Source organism: Streptomyces sp. NPDC006798, from assembly GCF_040635975.1.
GTDB lineage: Bacteria > Actinomycetota > Actinomycetes > Streptomycetales > Streptomycetaceae > Streptomyces.
Window position 1 is genome coordinate 21,946 of sequence record NZ_JBEYIS010000043.1, and the last position, 16,593, is coordinate 38,538.

General features: G+C 70.0%; 10 protein-coding genes, 1 tRNA gene and 1 pseudogene. 8 read left to right on the forward strand and 4 right to left on the reverse strand.

From position 1 onward, the window contains the following. The first annotated feature begins 102 nt into the window (after nt 1-102). Nucleotides 103-1,119: an ArsA-related P-loop ATPase gene (locus ABZ714_RS25630; RefSeq protein WP_358827673.1), complete on the forward strand. Its 1,017-nt coding sequence runs from the start codon at nt 103-105 to the stop codon at nt 1,117-1,119. Then, complete coding sequence (locus ABZ714_RS25635) at nt 1,116-2,546, forward strand: ArsA family ATPase (protein WP_358827674.1); 1,431 nt, start codon at nt 1,116-1,118, stop codon at nt 2,544-2,546. Before ABZ714_RS25630 ends, ABZ714_RS25635 begins: the two co-directional genes overlap by 4 nt. Nucleotides 2,547-2,802: 256 nt before the next feature. Here the strand turns inward: ABZ714_RS25635 and ABZ714_RS25640 are convergent, their stop codons facing one another. Continuing rightward, the gene (locus ABZ714_RS25640) at nt 2,803-3,147 is read right to left on the reverse strand and encodes a WhiB family transcriptional regulator (protein WP_358827675.1); all 345 of its coding nucleotides are present in this window, start codon (nt 3,145-3,147) and stop codon (nt 2,803-2,805) included. Nucleotides 3,148-3,640: 493 nt separating this feature from the next. Between ABZ714_RS25640 and ABZ714_RS25645 the strand changes: the two genes are divergently transcribed. Beyond that, entirely contained in the window at nt 3,641-5,983 is a 2,343-nt protein-coding gene (locus ABZ714_RS25645; protein ID WP_358827676.1) for a transglycosylase domain-containing protein, read from the forward strand. A gap of 150 nt (nt 5,984-6,133) precedes the next feature. Here the strand turns inward: ABZ714_RS25645 and ABZ714_RS25650 are convergent, their stop codons facing one another. Next, nucleotides 6,134-6,598 carry a GatB/YqeY domain-containing protein gene (locus ABZ714_RS25650; RefSeq protein WP_358827677.1) on the reverse strand — a complete coding sequence of 155 codons (465 nt, stop codon included), beginning with the start codon at nt 6,596-6,598 and terminating at the stop codon, nt 6,134-6,136. A gap of 153 nt (nt 6,599-6,751) precedes the next feature. Between ABZ714_RS25650 and ABZ714_RS25655 the strand changes: the two genes are divergently transcribed. From ABZ714_RS25655 to ABZ714_RS25675, 5 genes are all read left to right on the forward strand, one after another. Then, entirely contained in the window at nt 6,752-7,678 is a 927-nt protein-coding gene (locus ABZ714_RS25655; RefSeq protein ID WP_358827678.1) for a metallophosphoesterase, read from the forward strand. Between the two features lie 77 nt (nt 7,679-7,755). Beyond that, nucleotides 7,756-7,829, forward strand: a tRNA-Pro gene (locus tag ABZ714_RS25660). Between the two features lie 411 nt (nt 7,830-8,240). Beyond that, entirely contained in the window at nt 8,241-9,098 is an 858-nt protein-coding gene (locus ABZ714_RS25665) for a hypothetical protein (RefSeq protein ID WP_358827679.1), read from the forward strand. A gap of 114 nt (nt 9,099-9,212) precedes the next feature. Further along, nucleotides 9,213-9,914: a hypothetical protein gene (locus ABZ714_RS25670; protein WP_358827680.1), complete on the forward strand. Its 702-nt coding sequence runs from the start codon at nt 9,213-9,215 to the stop codon at nt 9,912-9,914. A gap of 377 nt (nt 9,915-10,291) precedes the next feature. Beyond that, nucleotides 10,292-13,624 carry a S8 family serine peptidase gene (locus ABZ714_RS25675; RefSeq protein WP_358827681.1) on the forward strand — a complete coding sequence of 1,111 codons (3,333 nt, stop codon included), beginning with the start codon at nt 10,292-10,294 and terminating at the stop codon, nt 13,622-13,624. 219 nt (nt 13,625-13,843) lie between these two features. Here the strand turns inward: ABZ714_RS25675 and ABZ714_RS25680 are convergent, their stop codons facing one another. Both ABZ714_RS25680 and ABZ714_RS25685 read right to left on the reverse strand, forming a co-directional pair. Further along, nucleotides 13,844-15,013 carry a glycosyltransferase family 4 protein gene (locus ABZ714_RS25680; RefSeq protein ID WP_358827710.1) on the reverse strand — a complete coding sequence of 390 codons (1,170 nt, stop codon included), beginning with the start codon at nt 15,011-15,013 and terminating at the stop codon, nt 13,844-13,846. 228 nt (nt 15,014-15,241) lie between these two features. Continuing rightward, nucleotides 15,242-16,435 (reverse strand): annotated as a pseudogene (locus tag ABZ714_RS25685) (glycosyltransferase 87 family protein); the annotation flags it as partial. Nucleotides 16,436-16,593 lie beyond the last annotated feature (158 nt).

Below are 16,593 nucleotides of genomic sequence, written 5' to 3' on the forward strand. Positions count from 1 at the left end.
CGCCTTCGAACACCGACCCGCACACCTGTCCATGGGGCACGTGACGCAGCCCGCACACCGCCTCGTGCGTAGGGCGCCCCCCGACTGGTTAGGCTCGAATGCGTGAGCAGGCTCCAGGTCGTCAGCGGCAAAGGCGGTACCGGTAAGACCACGGTCGCCGCCGCCCTCGCGCTCGCCCTCGCGACCGAGGGCAAGCGGACACTCCTCGTGGAGGTCGAGGGAAGGCAAGGCATCGCCCAGCTCTTCGAGACGGAGGCGCTGCCCTACGAGGAACGGAAGATCGCCGTCTCCTCCGGCGGCGGCGAGGTCCACGCCCTGGCGATCGACGCCGAGCGCGCCCTGCTCGACTACCTCCAGATGTTCTACAAGCTCGGCAGCGCCGGACGGGCCCTGAAGAAGATCGGCGCGATCGACTTCGCCACCACGATCGCCCCCGGCGTCCGGGACGTCCTGCTCACCGGCAAGGCGTGCGAGGCCGTCCGGCGGCGGACCAAACAGGGCGCGTACGTCTACGACTACGTGGTCATGGACGCCCCGCCCACCGGCCGGATCACCCGCTTCCTCAACGTCAACGACGAGGTGGCCGGGCTGGCCAAGTTCGGCCCGATATACAACCAGGCCCAGGCCGTGATGCGGGTCCTGAAGTCACCGGAGACCGCGGTGCACCTGGTGACGCTGCTGGAGGAGATGCCGGTCCAGGAGACCGCGGACGGAGTGGCCGAACTGCGGGCCGCCGACCTCCGGGTGGGCCGGGTGATCGTCAATATGGTCCGGCCGCAGCTCCTGGACGAGACGGCGGTACGGAGCGCGGCCCACGGCCGCCGCAAGGAGATCGCCGCGGCGCTCACGGCCGCCGGGATCGGCGGGGCGCGCACCCTGGTCGGCCCGCTGCTGGAGCAGGCGTCCGACCACGCCCGCCGGGTCGCCCTGGAACGGGAGCAGCGGGCCGCCCTGGAGCGGCTGGGGCTGCCCTCGTACGAGCTGCCGCTGCTGAGCGAGGGCGTCGATCTCGCCGGGCTCTACCGGCTGTCGAAGGAGTTGCGCGCCCAGAACGGCGGGCACGACGGACGCGACGGATACGACGACCGGCCGAGCGCCGGGCAAGGGACCGGCTCATGACCCTGGAATCAGCGGCCACCCCGCTCCATGTCGACCCGCTGATCGACGACCCGGCGACCCGGATCATCGTCTGCTGCGGCGCGGGCGGGGTCGGCAAGACGACGACCGCGGCGGCGCTCGGCGTCCGGGCCGCCGAACGGGGCCGCCGGGTGGTGGTCCTCACCATCGACCCGGCCAAGCGGCTCGCCCAGTCCCTGGGCATCGACTCCCTCGACAACACCCCGCGCCGGGTGAAAGGGATAGCGCCGGACGGCGGCACCGGCACGGCGGGCGAACTGCACGCCATGATGCTCGACATGAAGCGGACCTTCGACGAGATCGTCGAGGCCCACGCGGACGCCGAACGGGCCCGCGCCATCCTGGAGAACCCCTTCTACCAGTCCCTGTCGGCCGGCTTCGCGGGCACCCAGGAGTACATGGCGATGGAGAAGCTGGGGCAGCTCCGGGCCAGGGACGAGTGGGATCTGATCGTCGTCGACACCCCGCCGTCGCGCAGCGCCCTGGACTTCCTGGACGCGCCGAAGCGGCTGGGGTCGTTTCTGGACGGCAAGCTGATCAAGCTGCTGGTGACCCCGGCGAAGGTCGGCGGCCGGGCGGGGATGAAGTTCCTCAACGTCGGGATGTCGATGATGACGGGCACCCTCGGCAAGCTGCTGGGGGGTCAGCTGCTGCGGGACGTACAGACCTTCGTCACCGCGATGGACACCATGTTCGGGGGCTTCAGGACCCGGGCCGATGCCACCTATCGGCTGTTGCAGGCCCCGGGGACGGCGTTCCTGGTGGTGGCGGCGCCGGAGCGGGACGCGCTGCGGGAGGCCGCGTACTTCGTGGAACGGCTGGCGGCGGAGCGGATGCCGCTGGCCGGGCTGGTCCTCAACCGGGTACACGGCAGCGGCGCCGACCGGCTGTCGGCCCAGCGCGCCCTCGCGGCGGCCGAGGCGCTGGAGCCCGAGGAGCCCGAAGCGGTCGATGAGGCAGGTGAGTGGGCCGAGTCCGATGAGTCGGAAGAGACTCTGGTGGAATCCTCAGAAAATCTTGCCGCGGCCCGCATTGTGGATCATGCGGCAGGGAAGACTGGTGTTCGTGAGGCCACGGGCGCCTCTCCCGAACCCCCGCCCGTGGACCACTCCCCCGAGCACTCCACCCCTCTTGAGGCCCACCACGAACACACCACGGAAGTACTGACGGCTGGTCTGCTGCGCCTGCATGCCGAACGGATGCAGGTGCTTGCGCGTGAGCAGCGCATGCGGGACCGGTTCACCGCCCTCCATCCCGAGGTGGCGGTGGCACAGGTGGCCGCACTGCCCGGTGACGTACACGATCTGTCGGGCCTGCGGGCCATCGGCGAGCAGTTGGCGACCGGTGGCGCGGGCGGCGACGAAACATCATCAGCGCCGTCAGCACCGCCAGTACGGAACGATCGGTAAAGATCGGAAATAGGCAGGTAGGGCACTAAAGGCATTATCGGATGGCTGATTTCGGCGCATGCGGACGCGCCACCTCAACCTCTCGGCGCCATGACTCGCCGCCACCCGCGCGAATACGCGGATGCGACGGTTCATACGCCGTACTGTCGCGTGCCGCCGTACCGGCCGACGTACCAGAACGTCACGCCCGGCCCACGCACCATAGGAGTCGGTCCGATCGGAACCGGCTCCGGTGCCTCGCCGACGTGGCTACGGCCTAGCCCACCGCCGCGAACGCGGCATAGGTCTCGTCGTCGTCGAGCCCGACCGGCAGCATGCCGGTACCGCGCTCGTACTCCGTACGCGCCGTCTCCAGGAGTCTGCGCCAGGAGGTGACCGTGGGACGCCTGCGCAACAGTGCGCGCCGCTCCCTTTCGGTCATTCCTCCCCACACGCCGAACTCCACGCGATTATCGAGGGCATCGGCCAGACATTCGGTCCGCACCGGACATCCGGTACACACCGCCTTGGCCCTGTTCTGCGCTGCCCCTTGTACGAACAGTTCATCCGGATCGGTAGTGCGGCAGGCTGCCTGCGCACTCCAGTCGGTTACCCAGCCCATCCCGGCTGCCGTCCTCTCCCGAATCGAGGCTCCCCCACGGCGGTAGCGGCATATTCACCGCTACCAGTTGAGGACGTTACGGAAGGCGGGCGCGACGCAACACCCCCTGCGGGCCCAATCTCGAATGGCCCGAACGGACTATGCGTATCCGACAGGTCACCCAGGGGAGTGACTCAGGAACATAGCCACCCAACCCGTCAAACCGGGGCACAATCATCAGATCATCTACGTCGATCCACGGCACAGAAGGCAGATAGGCGGCGATTTCCGGCATCAGGCCGAGCCGCCGAACATGGAACGGTGGACTCCACTTTCCCCTTCACCGGGCCCCGATGACTACGGGACACGCCAGGAAGGGAGATGCGGACTTCCGGTGAATTCCGGGAATGATCCGTGATTGCCTTGATGCAAAACCGCACTGCTGTGACAGTTGGGAGCAGCTTAGGCCAATGTCCGCACCCGTGTCCGGCGAATGAGAACGTAGGCTGACTTCATGCCAAAGACGCGCTCCGGCGGCGGTCTGTCAGGGACCCAGCAAGCCGCCAAGTTCCTCGGGGTCAGCGTGCTCGCCGGAGCCGTGCTGGCGGGGATCGCCCTGCCGGCCGCGGGAGCACTGGGGCTGGCCGCAAAAGGCACGGTCCAGGGATTCGACGAGATCCCGGCGAATCTGAAGACCCCTCCGCTGAGCCAGCGGACCACGATCCTCGACACCGAGGGCGGCACGATCGCCACGGTCTACTCACGCGACCGTACCGTGGTCCCGCTGACGGATATCTCCCCCTATATGCAGAAGGCGATCATCGCCATCGAGGACTCGCGGTTCTACGAGCACGGGGCGATCGACCTCAAGGGCGTACTGCGCGCCCTCAACCGCAACGCGCAGTCCGGCGGGGTCGCCGAGGGCGCGTCGACCCTCACCCAGCAGTACGTCAAGAACGTCTTCGTGGAGGAGGCGGGCGACGACCCCGACAAGGTCGCCCAGGCCACCCAGCAGACCCTCGGCCGCAAGATCCAGGAGCTGAAGTACGCGATCCAGGTCGAGGAGGAACTGGGCAAGAAGAAGATCCTGGAGAACTACCTCAACATCACGTTCTTCGGGCAGCAGGCGTACGGCGTCGAGGCCGCGGCCAAGCGCTACTTCTCCAAGTCCGCGAAGGATCTCGACCTGAAGGAGTCGGCGCTGCTCGCCGGGCTCGTCCAGTCCCCCAGCCGGTACGACCCGGTCAATGACACGGAAGAGGCGAAGAAGCGCCGGAACATCGTCCTCCAGCGGATGGCGGACGTCCGGGACATCACCCAGGCCGACGCCGACCGGGCGAAGTCGGCCCCGGTGGCGCTCGAGGTGAGCACCCCGAAGAACGGCTGCATCACCGCCGTCCGGGGCGCGGGCTTCTTCTGCGACTACGTACGGAACGTCTTCCTCGGCGACCCGGTCTTCGGCAAGTCCCGCGAGGACCGGGCCAAGCTGTGGAACCGCGGCGGGCTCACCGTCCGGACGACGCTCGACCCCAAGGCGCAGGAGTCCGCCCAGGACTCGATCAAGGAGTACGTCTACCAGGGGGACAAGGTCGCCACCGCGGTGACCATGGTCGAGCCGGGGACCGGCAAGGTGCTGGCGATGGGCCAGTCCAAGCCGTACGGCTTCGGCAAGAACGAGACCCAGATCAACTACTCCGTCGACAAGCGGATGGAGGGGTCGAACTACGGCTTCCCGGTCGGGTCGACCTTCAAGCCGTTCGTGGCGGCGGCGGCCATAGAGCAGGGGACGTCGCTGGCGCAGTCGTACCCCTCTCCGTACGAGATGCCGTATCCGAGCCCGATCCAGACCTGCGACGGCAAGCCGTGGGTCAACAACGAGAACGCCACCGTCGAGAACGAGATGGAGTCGGAGGTCGGCCCGTACAGCCTCAAGGAGGCGATGGAGAAGTCGGTCAACACCTACTTCGTCCAGATGGTCGGGGACATCGGGCTCTGCCCGGTGAAGGAGATGACGGACAAGCTGGGCCTGATCGTCGGCAACGGCAAGAACCTCGCCTTCACCCCGTCCGGTATGACGCTCGGCTCCGAGGGCATGTCCCCGCTGACCATGGCGTCGGCGTACGCGGGCTTCGCCAATCGCGGTACGTACTGCACCCCGGTCGCCATAGAGTCGATCCGGACGGCCGACGGCCGGAAACTGGACGTCCCGGAGAGCACCTGCCGCCGGGCGATGGGCGTGAAGACCGCGGACACGATCAGCTCCCTGCTCAGCGGGGTGGTCTCCGACTCGGGCACGGGTTCGAAGGCGGGGCTCTCGGGCCGGGACAACGCGGGCAAAACCGGTACGACCGACGGCCGCCGCAACGCCTGGTTCGTCGGCTACACCCCCAACCTCGCCGGAGCCGTCTGGGTCGGCAGCCCCACCCAGCAGGTCAAGATGTTCAACATCACCATCGGCGGCCGCTACAAGCCCAAGGTCTTCGGCGGTGAGGTACCCGGCTCCATCTGGCGGATGGCGATGACCGGCGCCCTCGAAGGCGAGGAAGCCCCCACCTTCAACCGGGTCCCCATCCCGGACATCAAGAAGGAAGAGCCCGGCGACCGCCCGGGAGAGGGCGACGGAGACGGCGACGGCCCCTCCGACGGCAACAACGGCGACCAGGACGGTAACTGGGGCAACGGCGGCGGCTGGGACGCGAACGGCGGCGCCGACGGTGACACCAACGGCAGCTCGAACGGCAGCGGCGAAGGCGATGGAGAGGGCGATGCGGGCGGCGGCCCGATCCCCGGCGTCTCGATCGCCCCGGGCGTGATCGGTGGAGGCCAGAACCGCGGCGCGACGGGCGGCGGCCGGTAGCGACAGCGGAACGAGGTGGGGCCCGGGCGACGGATATCGCCCGGGCCCCACTTCGTATATATGCCTGTCCGGGCTATCGCCCGTCCACGCCACCCGGCGCCGTCACCGCATCACACATCAGTCGCCAGTCGTCACAACCGACGACGGATCTCATCCGGCGAGGAGCTGCTTCACCGCGGCGGCCACCCGGCCGCCCTCGGCCCGTCCGGCGACCTTCGGGTTCACGATCTTCATCACGGCCCCCATCGCCCGCGGCCCCTCGGCCCCGGCGGCCTTCGCCTCGGCGACGGCCTCGGCGACGATGGCGCGCAGCTCGTCGTCCCCGAGCTGCTGGGGCAGATAGGCGTCCAGAAGCTCGCCCTCGGCCAGCTCCCGCTCGGCCTGCTCGGCCCGGCCGCCCTTGCTGAAGGCGTCGGCGGCCTCGCGGCGCTTCTTCGCCTCGCGGGCGATCACCTTCTGCACCTCGTCATCGGAGAGCTCACGGGCGGTCTTGCCCGCGACCTCCTCCTTGGCGACGGCGGAGAGGGTGAGCCGGAGCGTCGCCGAGCGCAGCTCGTCACGCGCCCGGATGGCGGCGGTGAGGTCGTCATGGAGCTTGGCCTTGAGCGTGGTCATACGGAGAGTGTGACAGGTACCGGTCGGCGCCCGCCCACCCATTTCGCCCCCGGGTCACGCTCCGCACCGGCTCCGGCACCGCGCGAATCCCCCGAAAGCCTTCTTGATCACTCCGCCGTCGGCCGACCTGAGCGGGTCTGCGACGATGGAACCATGCGCGCACGCTACGGAGTCCCCCTGGCCGTCACGGCGGCAGGCGCCGCCGGAATTCTCTACGCCGCGGCCTTCGAGGCCCGCTCCTTCCGCCTCCGGAGACTGACCGTCCCCGTACTCCCCAAGGGCATGCGCCCCCTGCGCGTCCTCCAGGTCTCGGACATCCACATGGTCAGCGGCCAGCGGAAGAAGCGCGCCTGGCTCCAGTCCCTGGCCGGGCTGCGCCCCGACTTCGTGGTCAACACGGGCGACAACCTCTCGGACCCGGAGGGCGTACCGGAGGTCCTGGACGCGCTCGGCCCGCTGATGGAGTTCCCCGGCGTCTACGTCTTCGGCTCGAACGACTACTACGGCCCCACGCTCCGCAACCCGGCCCGCTATCTGCTGGAGAAGACCCAGGGCCGCCACGGTCTGAACGGGAACGCGCCCGCGGTCGGCGTGGTCCACAACCCGTGGGAGGAGCTGCGTGACGCCTTCGACACGGCGGGCTGGGTGGACCTCAGCAACACCCGCGGCCGGCTGAAGCTGGACGCCGGCGAGATCGCCTTCACCGGCCTCGACGACCCCCACATCAAGCGCGACCGCTACGAGAAGGTCACCGGCGGCCCCGAACAGGACGCCGATCTCTCCCTGGCCGTGGTCCACGCCCCGTATCTGCGCGCCCTCGACGCCTTCACCGCCGACGGCTACCCCCTGATCTTCGCGGGCCACACCCACGGCGGCCAGCTCTGCATCCCCTTCTACGGCGCCCTGGTCACCAACTGCGACCTCGACACGGACCGCGTCAAGGGCCTCTCCACCCATACCTCGGGCGCCCACACCTCCTACCTCCACGTCTCGGCGGGCTGCGGCACCAGCCGCTACACCCCGGTCCGCTTCGCCTGCCCCCCCGAGGCCACCCTCCTCACCCTCGTCGAGCGGCCCTAGCCACCCCCCGAAACCGGATTTCGTCCAGGGCCGCGGGTGGGCTAAAGTAATCGATGTCGCCGCGACAGTGGCGGCATCGGGGTGTGGCGCAGCTTGGCAGCGCGCTTCGTTCGGGACGAAGAGGTCGTGGGTTCAAATCCCGCCACCCCGACAGCTAAGTAGCAGGTCAGAGGGCCCTTACCTAATCGGTAAGGGCCCTCTGGCGTTGCTGTGTGTGTATCTGCGTGACTGTCGGTTCCCGAGTGTCCAGCGCTGCTGCCGGTTGCTGCCGATGCACTCAGGTCGCGGAGCTTCCGCGCGCCAAGAGACGTGATGACCTGGTTCGGGCTGAGCCGGGTAACAAGTGTCGAGGGTGCCGGGGTCAAGACCCGTACCCAGCGGTATCCGTCCGGATGCCTTCGGGATGACGCAGGCTCCAGTAGCGCGCGGTGCGCAGGTCGCCCCAGACAGCCTCCTTCACGATATGGCGCGGGAGAGGCATGCCCGGACCACACCAATAGCCACTCGTCCCTCTTGGCTCGGATGCCCTCGTAGCACCGGAGCCCGCTGTTACGGTCCCCGCATGACGCACTCGGTCTCCACTGTTCGCACTGTTGACTTGCGAGTTGAGCCGGTCGACGAGTTGCTTGATCGCGTCGAACGTTCCCTTCAGACGCGCTTGGATCCGAACACGGTGGTGCGCAAACGCCGGTCTGTCGGCGCCAGGACCGGGCGCGATACCTGGGTACGGCTGGAGCGGCGCCCGCTCGACAAGATCACCGACCAGGGGTGGAACGGTACGGAGAGCGCCGCCCGGCTGGAAGGGGTGGTACAGCCGGCGTGGCAGGGGTGTGTGGTCTGGCGTGACGCGGACGAGCCGGTGATGTGGCGGGCCGACGAGACCGGACTCCTTCCCGGGGCGCCGGTCGGGACCGCCGTGCTGAGCGCGGAGCCTGCGCTGCCCGGGGAGTGGTGGCGGGCCTTCGGGGCCTCCCTGGACGCGCTCACGCGAAACACGACCCGGCGAGTGGCGACCCCGGACACCGTCACGATCACGCAGGGGCTGGTCACCGAGTCGATCCGCGGCGTGTTCCCCGAGGAGATCGACACGACCGTCGAGCGGTGGATACCGGCCCACGCCGACCTGAACTGGGCCAACATGAGCGCGCCCGGCTTCTCCCTCTTCGACTGGGAGGACTGGGGCAACGCCCCCCGGGGCCTTGACGCCGCCACCCTGTGGGCCGCATCCCTCGCCGTCCCAGCGCTCGCCGAACGCGTACGGAGCGAGCGGCGGCACGACTTCGGAAGCCGGGACGGCAAGTTGATGACGCTCTTCGCGGCCTCGAAGATCCTCGGGCCGGGCGCTCACCAGCACGACCCCCGGATCGAACCCGCCCGGTACAGGGCACGGCAGGTCATTACGGAGCTTCAGACGGGCTGACCACTCGGATGCCCTAGGGGGGCTCGGCACCGGTCGCTGAGGCGAGAGTGACGGGGCCGACAGCGAAGCGCTGCGTGACTCTCGGCCGACCTACCCTCCCGTGAGAGGACTTCTGTGAGCGATCAGATCCCCCCGATTCCCGAGCAGCCGCCCACCGCCCCCCGGGCCGTCAGAAACCCTTGGAAGATTGCCACATTCTGTCTCAGCGGTGCCCTTCTGGTGACCTCCGCAGCACTCGGCTACACCATCGCGGACGACAAGAGCTCCTCCGCCGGTACAGCCGCCGATCCATCGCCTTCGATCTGGCAGGACGACCGCCCCCGTATCAACCCCGAACCGGTCAACCCTGAACCCGTCGAGCCCGAACCCTCCAGCCCGAGCCCGTCAGCGGGATTCAAGCTCGGAGAAGAAGCCCGCAGCGGTGGCGCGGTCGTCACGGTCAAGAAGGTCAGGGAAACCGACTCGATCGTCATGGCGGGCGCCACGAAGAAGGCAGGCAGCGGAGCCAAGTACGTGGTCCTGGAAACAGTGGTGTTCAACGACACCAAGGCCAGTATGGATCTCACTTGCAGCCTGCCCATCATCAATAAATTGCTGGACAAGGAAGATCGCCGTTACGACACCATTGACGACCTGTACGAGGTAGCAGGCAACCCCGAGTGCAACGAACAGCTGCAACCCGGCTTCAGAAGCAAGATGCTCTTCGTCTATCGGGTCCCCGAGAGTGCGAAAATCACGTCCTGGGAGTTCTCCGAGTTCGACCTGACCTCGGACCACGAGCCCTCCGTGGTTCAACTGAAGGGCATCACCGCCTGAAGCAGGGGTCCATCGCCTGTCCCTCCGGCGAAGCCGGATGACGCCGTAGCGCCCTACCGGTCCGTTATCGACGAGATCGAGCGCCAGCTGTTCGGAGCCTTGATTCTCGAACGGATTCGGCGGGTGGCTCGGCGGGGAACGCGTTGTCGTTCGCGGCAAAATGTGCGCTGTGTGCTCGCTTCCTTCTGTCTGCCGGCTGACACCGCGATGGCCTGCGGATTCGCCGGGGCTGCGTTCGCACTCCGGTTTCCCTTCCTCCGTTGAGTGGCGCGAAGTTGCATGCGCATACTGCGGGCTTCCGTGGCCGTGCAGGTTTCCCGGCGGCCCGGGGCAGGCCGGGACAGGTCCGGTCGAATTACTCCTGTGCAGGGGGAGACTTGCGCAAATCAGCAAGGAATTCATATGCGGCGGTGGCATGCGCCGTGGCGCTGGCGGCGGGGCTGAACGGCCCGGGCGCGGTGGCGGCGGAGAGCGAGGGGCGGGGTGTTGCGCCTCCGGCTGTCGGCGGGAAGGCCGCGGGGAAAGGCGGGGGCGGGCATACCGTCACCCTGATCACCGGTGACCGGGTTCGGGTGGATGCCCGGGGCCGGGTCGGGGGGATCGAGCGGGCCGAGGGGCGGGCGGATATCCCGTTCTTCACCGAGGTGGACGACGGGCGGACCTATGTGGTGCCGCGGGACGCCCGCAGGCTGATCGCCGACGGGACGCTGGACCGTCGGCTCTTCGACGTCACCGAGTTGGCCAAGCCGGAGAACCGGGCCGCGTACCGGGGCGGGCTGAAGGTGATCGTCGAGTACCGGGGCGCCGCCGCCGCGACGGCTCGGGCCGGGGTGCGCGGGGCCGAGGGGACGACCGTGCGGCGGAGTCTGCCGGTACTGAACGCCGATGCCCTGACCAGTGCCGATGGCGGTACGGGTCAGCTGTGGGACGCCCTGACCCGGCCGGGGCGGGGCGGGGCCGCCGCCATGACCTCCGGGATCTCGCGGATCTGGCTGGACGGCTTGCGGAAGGCGACGCTCGACCGCAGTACGGGGCAGATCGGCGCGCCCGCGGCCTGGAACCGGTCGTACGACGGTACCGGGGTGAAGATCGCCGTTCTGGATACCGGTATCGACTCCACCCATCCGGATCTGGCGGGCCGGGTCGTGGCGGAGCGGAACTTCAGCGCCTCTCCGGACGCGCGGGACCGGGTCGGGCACGGTACGCATGTGGCCTCCATCGCGGCCGGGGCCGGGGTGAAGGACAGCCGGTTCAAGGGGGTGGCGCCCGGGGCGCGGCTGATCAACGCCAAGGTGCTGGACGACCGGGGCGGTGGCCACGATTCCGCCGTACTCGCCGGAATCGACTGGGCCGTGGCCCAGGGCGCCGACATCGTCAATATGAGCCTCGGGGGCTTCGACTTCCCCGGGATCGATCCGCTGGAGGCCCAGGTCAACAAGGTCTCGGCGGAGAAGGGGGTGCTGTTCGCGATCTCCGCTGGCAATGAGGGGCTGCGCGGGGGCAGGGTCGGTTCGCCGGGCAGCGCCGACGCCGCCCTGACCGTCGGCGCCGTCGACGACAACGACGTACTCGCGGACTTCTCGTCGCCCGGTCCCCGCAATTGGGACAGCGCCGTCAAGCCGGATGTCTCCGCGCCCGGGGTGGCCATAACGGCCGCGGCGGCGACGGGTGTCGGCGGTCAGAACCCGGCCGGTTATCTGACCCAGGACGGTACGTCGATGGCGGCCCCGCACGCCGCCGGTGCCGCGGCGATCCTCAAGCAGAAGAACCCGGGCTGGACGGGTGAGCGGCTGAAGGCGGCGCTGATGGCGTCGGCCAAGGGCGGCGCCCATACGGTGTTCCAGCAGGGTACGGGCCGGATCCAGGTCGACAAGGCGATCGACCAGACGGTGGTCGCCGAGCCCGCGTCGGTCCATCTGGGCGTCCAGCAGTGGCCCCATCACGACGACACACCGGTCACCAAGCGGGTCACGTACCGCAATACCGGTACCGCCGATCTGACCCTGGACCTGTCGCTGGCCTCGCCCATCGGCTCCGACGGACAGCCCGCCCCGGCCGGGTTCTTCACCCTGGGGGCGCAGCGGGTCACGGTCCCGGCGGGCGGTACCGCCGCGGTGGAGCTGACGGCCGATACCCGTATCGGCGGTACGGTCCATGACTCGTACTCGACCACGGTCGTGGCGACCGGCGGCGGTCAGACCGTCCGGACCGCCGCCACGGTGGACCGCGAGGTCGAGTCGTACGACGTCACCTTCGAGACCCTGGGACGGGACGGCGCGCCCGCCAACGGCTGGCAGGCGCACCTGTCGGGTTATGCGGGCGTGGCCGAGGGCCGGCGCGTGATACCGGATCTTTCTTCGGGGCCGGTGACGGTACGGGTGCCGCGCGGCACCTACGCTCTCAGCGCCGACCGGCTGGTAGACCCCGCGAATCCGGGGAGCGGAATGGATCTGATCGACGATCCGCAGCTCTCCGTCACGGGTCCCGCGACGGTGCGGCTGGACGCCCGGACCACCCGTCCGGTGACGATCACGGTGCCGGATCCGGCTGCCCGCCAGACCAGGGCCGGGATGTCGTACTCGTTCGATCCGGCCGGAGTGGGCCGGGTGATCGACTTCAGCAGCCTGGAGAACGTCCGTACGGCGTACCAGGGGCCCCGGCTCCCCCAGGGCTCCCTCAACCAGACCTGGGCGGCGCGCTGGGAGCGGGGCGGCGACGAGTACCACGTCCTCACCGGCGGGACGGTCACCGAGTTGGCCACCGGTTTCGCCAAGTCGTACGGGATCGGGGACCTGGCCCTGGTGAAGGCGGGTATCGGTGCCTCCGCGCCCGGTGTCGACGGCGTCCTCGCGGTATCCGGTGCGCTGCCGCACGGCGCCGGTGTGATGGGGCCCTTCCACAAGCGGCCCGCCCCGGAGACCCGGAATGTCCATCTGTCCACGGACAGCGGGGCCGTCTGGGCCCTCGAAGGGGGAACGCTCAGCGCCCCGGACGCGGCGGGCGACCAGTACTTCGATACGCAGTACTACGCGCCGGAACGGCCTTACACGGCGGGGAGGACGTACACCGAGGAGTTCAATACCGGTGTGGCGGGGCCCTCGCTGACCGCGGATACCGGGATCGTCCGTGACGGCGACACCATCCGGGGCACGCTGGACCTGGTGAGCGACGGCGCCGGTCACAGTGGTGGGATCCGGTACGCCGGGGCGAGGACCACCATCCACCGCGACGGGGCGCCGTACGCGCAGGAGGACGTGGCGTTCGACGCGAAGGCGTTCACCCTGGCGCCGGAGTCCGCCCGGTACACGGTGGCGACCACGGTCCACCGGGATCCGGTCGTCAACCGGGCCGGGACCCGGATCGACGCCTCGTGGACCTTCACCTCGGCCCGTACCGCCGCCCCGACGGCGCTTCCGGTCTCCATGGTCCGGTTCCAGCCGCGAACGGCGCTGGACTCCACCGTTCCGGCGGGGAGCAGGCAGACGTTCCCCGTCGAGGTGCAGGGCGCGGCGGCGGGAACCGGGCTCAAGTCGCTGAAGGTCAGGGTGTCGTACGACAGCAAGAAGTGGCATGAGGTTCCGGTCGAGGCCGGGAAGATCACGGTACGGGCGCCGGACGCGGGCAAGGCGGTCTCGCTCAAGGCCGTCGTCGTCGACAAGCAGGGCAACAAGTCGACGGTCGTGATCCACAACGCCTTCCTCGGGAAGTAAGGCACCCCGGGCGGCGGATGGGACGTCGTAAGGCGAGTTCCGTAGGGCCGATGCCGTAAGGCGGGTGCCGTAGAGCTGGTGCCGTAGGACGAGGACGGTCGTACGGCGGATGGCATAAGGCCGGGTGCTGCCTCGGGGTGGTGGATCGGTGAATGAGGTGGCTCAGGGGTACGGGGTTGGTAGTCCGGGCCCCTGAGCCACGGTCGTTGTCGTACGTGGTCACCGGGGTGCCGCGGACGCGGCGGGATCGAGGAGGGCGGTGAGGCGGGTGTGGGTGTGGTGCCAGGTCCAGGCGGATTCGATCCGCTTACGGCCCTCGCGGCCCATCGCACCGGCCAGTTCGCGGTCGGTCAGCAGCCGGGTCAGCCGGTCGGCGACCGCGGCGACGGAACGGGGATCGACCACATAGCCGGTCCTCCCGTCCGCGACCGTGTCCGGGGCGCCTCCCGACCGGCCGACCACGGTGGGCAGGGCGCAGGCCGCGGCTTCGAGGAAGACGATGCCGAGGCCCTCAACCTCCAGACCGGCCCGACGGGTGCGGCAGGGCATGGCGAACACATCGGACGCGGCGTAGAAGGCGGGCATCTCCGAATGCCGTCGCCCGCCCGCGAAGACCACCCGGTCGTCGAGGCCGAGGGCTGCGACCAGGCGCCGGAGCCGGGGTTCACCGGGGCCCGCGCCGACCAGCAGGAGGGTGGCTCCGGGAACCGTACGGTGGATCAGCGGCAGGGCGCGGACCAGGGTGTCCTGGCCCTTGCGTGGCACCAGGCGGGCCGCGCACAGCACCACGGGCGCGTCGGGAGCGATGCCGTAAGCGGCCCGGAGCGCGACCGCCTCCGGGGTCGGGACCGGGCCGCGCGGGGTGAATTCCGACGGTTCGACACCGGGTGCCAGCCGTCGTATCCGGGCCGAGGCGGCGGGGTCCAGTGCCGGGGCGATTGCCCGCCGGGTGTAGTCGCCGAGACAGGTCAGGGTGTCGACGGTCGCGCCGATCCGGCGCAGGGCGCGGCGTGCGCCGGGGGCGCGCGCCCACCACACCTCGTGGCCGTGGGTGGTCGCCACGATCCGGCGGACGGGGGTACGGCGGCGGAGCGCGGCGGCCATCAGTCCGAGTGGCGCGGCTGCACCGAACCAGACGGTGTCGCAGTCCAGTTCGCGGATGAGGGCGGCGGCGCGGGCGGTGGTACGGCGGGTGGGGAGGAGGGTGCGGGCGGTGTCCCGTACGACGGGGAAGGGGAGGCGGGCGTCATGAGCGCGGGCACCGGGCTCCGCGGAGGTGTAGACGGCTACGTCAGCGGGTGGAAAGCGGACGGCCATGGCATGGACGAAGGTCTCGATGCCGCCCTGGCGGGGCGGGAAGTCATTGGTGATGATCAGGGTCCTGGGCATGGGTGTCGGCTCACCGTTCGGTCGGGGGCGGGGGTGGTGTCGGGGGCGGAGGGGGGGGTGAGGTGTCGGTGATGCGGCTGGTGTGACTGATGGGGGGCCGGTGGCGGGTTTCGCGGGTGGGGCCGGACGATGTGCCGCGAGGGCGAGGAAGGCGAGGACGAGGGGGTAGAGGAGATAGCCGTAGCGGCTCGCGGGGGCCAGACCGAGGGCCAGGAGCAGACCCAGGGCCGTACGGTTCGCGGCGGCTCGTACGGTCGTGGGTGGACGGGCCACCAGGGAGACCGCCATCAGCAGCGCAGCCGCGCACAGCAGTGCCAGTGCCACCACCCGGCCGGAACCGCCGGGCAGATAGTCGGCGATCAGCCTGCCGGGGAGCGGGCTCGCGGCCGGTGACGGGGTGTCGGCGAGGCCGAGGGGGAAGGCGACGGCATGCCGGAAGAAGGCCGCCGGATCGCCGATCAGTACGGGTACCACGAGGGCGGTGACCGTCGTGATGGCGGCGAGACCGCAGCGGAGCGCCGTCCGGCGGCCGTGGGTCGCCGCGAGCGCGGCACAGGCGACCGCGAGGCCGGGCCAGGCCGTCCATTTCATGGCGGACGCCAGGCCGAGCACGAGGCCCGCCGCGCCGGGGCGCCCGCGCACGGCGAGAACCGTGCCCAGGCACATCAGTCCGATGAGGGGGAGATCGATACCACTGACGGCCAGGGACATCGCGACCGGCGGGCAGGCGAGGAGAAGGGCGGGGTGAAGGCTGCCTCCGGGGGGTCGGGTGTTCGGGGAGGGGTTGTCGGGGGCGACGCGACGAAAGGCGCTGGTCAGGGTGATGACGAAGGTCAGAGCGAACCAGAGCCGCGGGTCCGTGAGCGGTCCGCCGCCGGTCAGCGCGCTCGGCAGGCCGAACAGGGCCATCGCCGGGAGGTACGGGTTGAAGTCGGCGGTCCTGGCGGGGTCCGGGTGGTACGGGCTGCCGGATTCCAGCAACCGGGCCGCCGCCTCCTCGACGACCCCGACCTCCAGTTGGGCCGTGCCCGCGACGACGAGGACGGCGAGCGGGAGGGCCGCGGCAAGCGCGGCGGCCGGCGCGGCGGCCCGAACCGGCGCGAGGCGCCCGGGGGCGACCGCGGCGATCAGATAGCCGACGGCGGCGGTCCCGCCCCAGAATCGGTGCGTCGCGACATCCGTGACCAGGGCGAATCCGCCCGCGAACCCGGCGAACAGCAGCCAGACGGCCCGACTCGGCGGCACGGCCGTGAGAAGGGCGTAAGGGGACACGCGGATGGCGGTGCCGGTGCGGCGGGCCTCGGCCCGGGGCGCGGTGGAATCGGCGGCGGCACCGCGCACCGGACGAAGGCCTCCGGACCGGGCGCGGATTCGGGTATCGGTACCCGTACCGATACCGATACCGGTACCGGACTTCGACATGTGCGGCGGCAGCGGCACGGCCTGCCTCCCTGCTGGTGGGTGTCGTGACGTGGGTGGTGTGCATGGGTGATGCGGGCCGGGTACGGGTGCACCGACCGCTTGACCAGCAGGTTAGGAATGCGGGGCCGGTGGATTCGTCACACCGGGGGCCGGTGTTC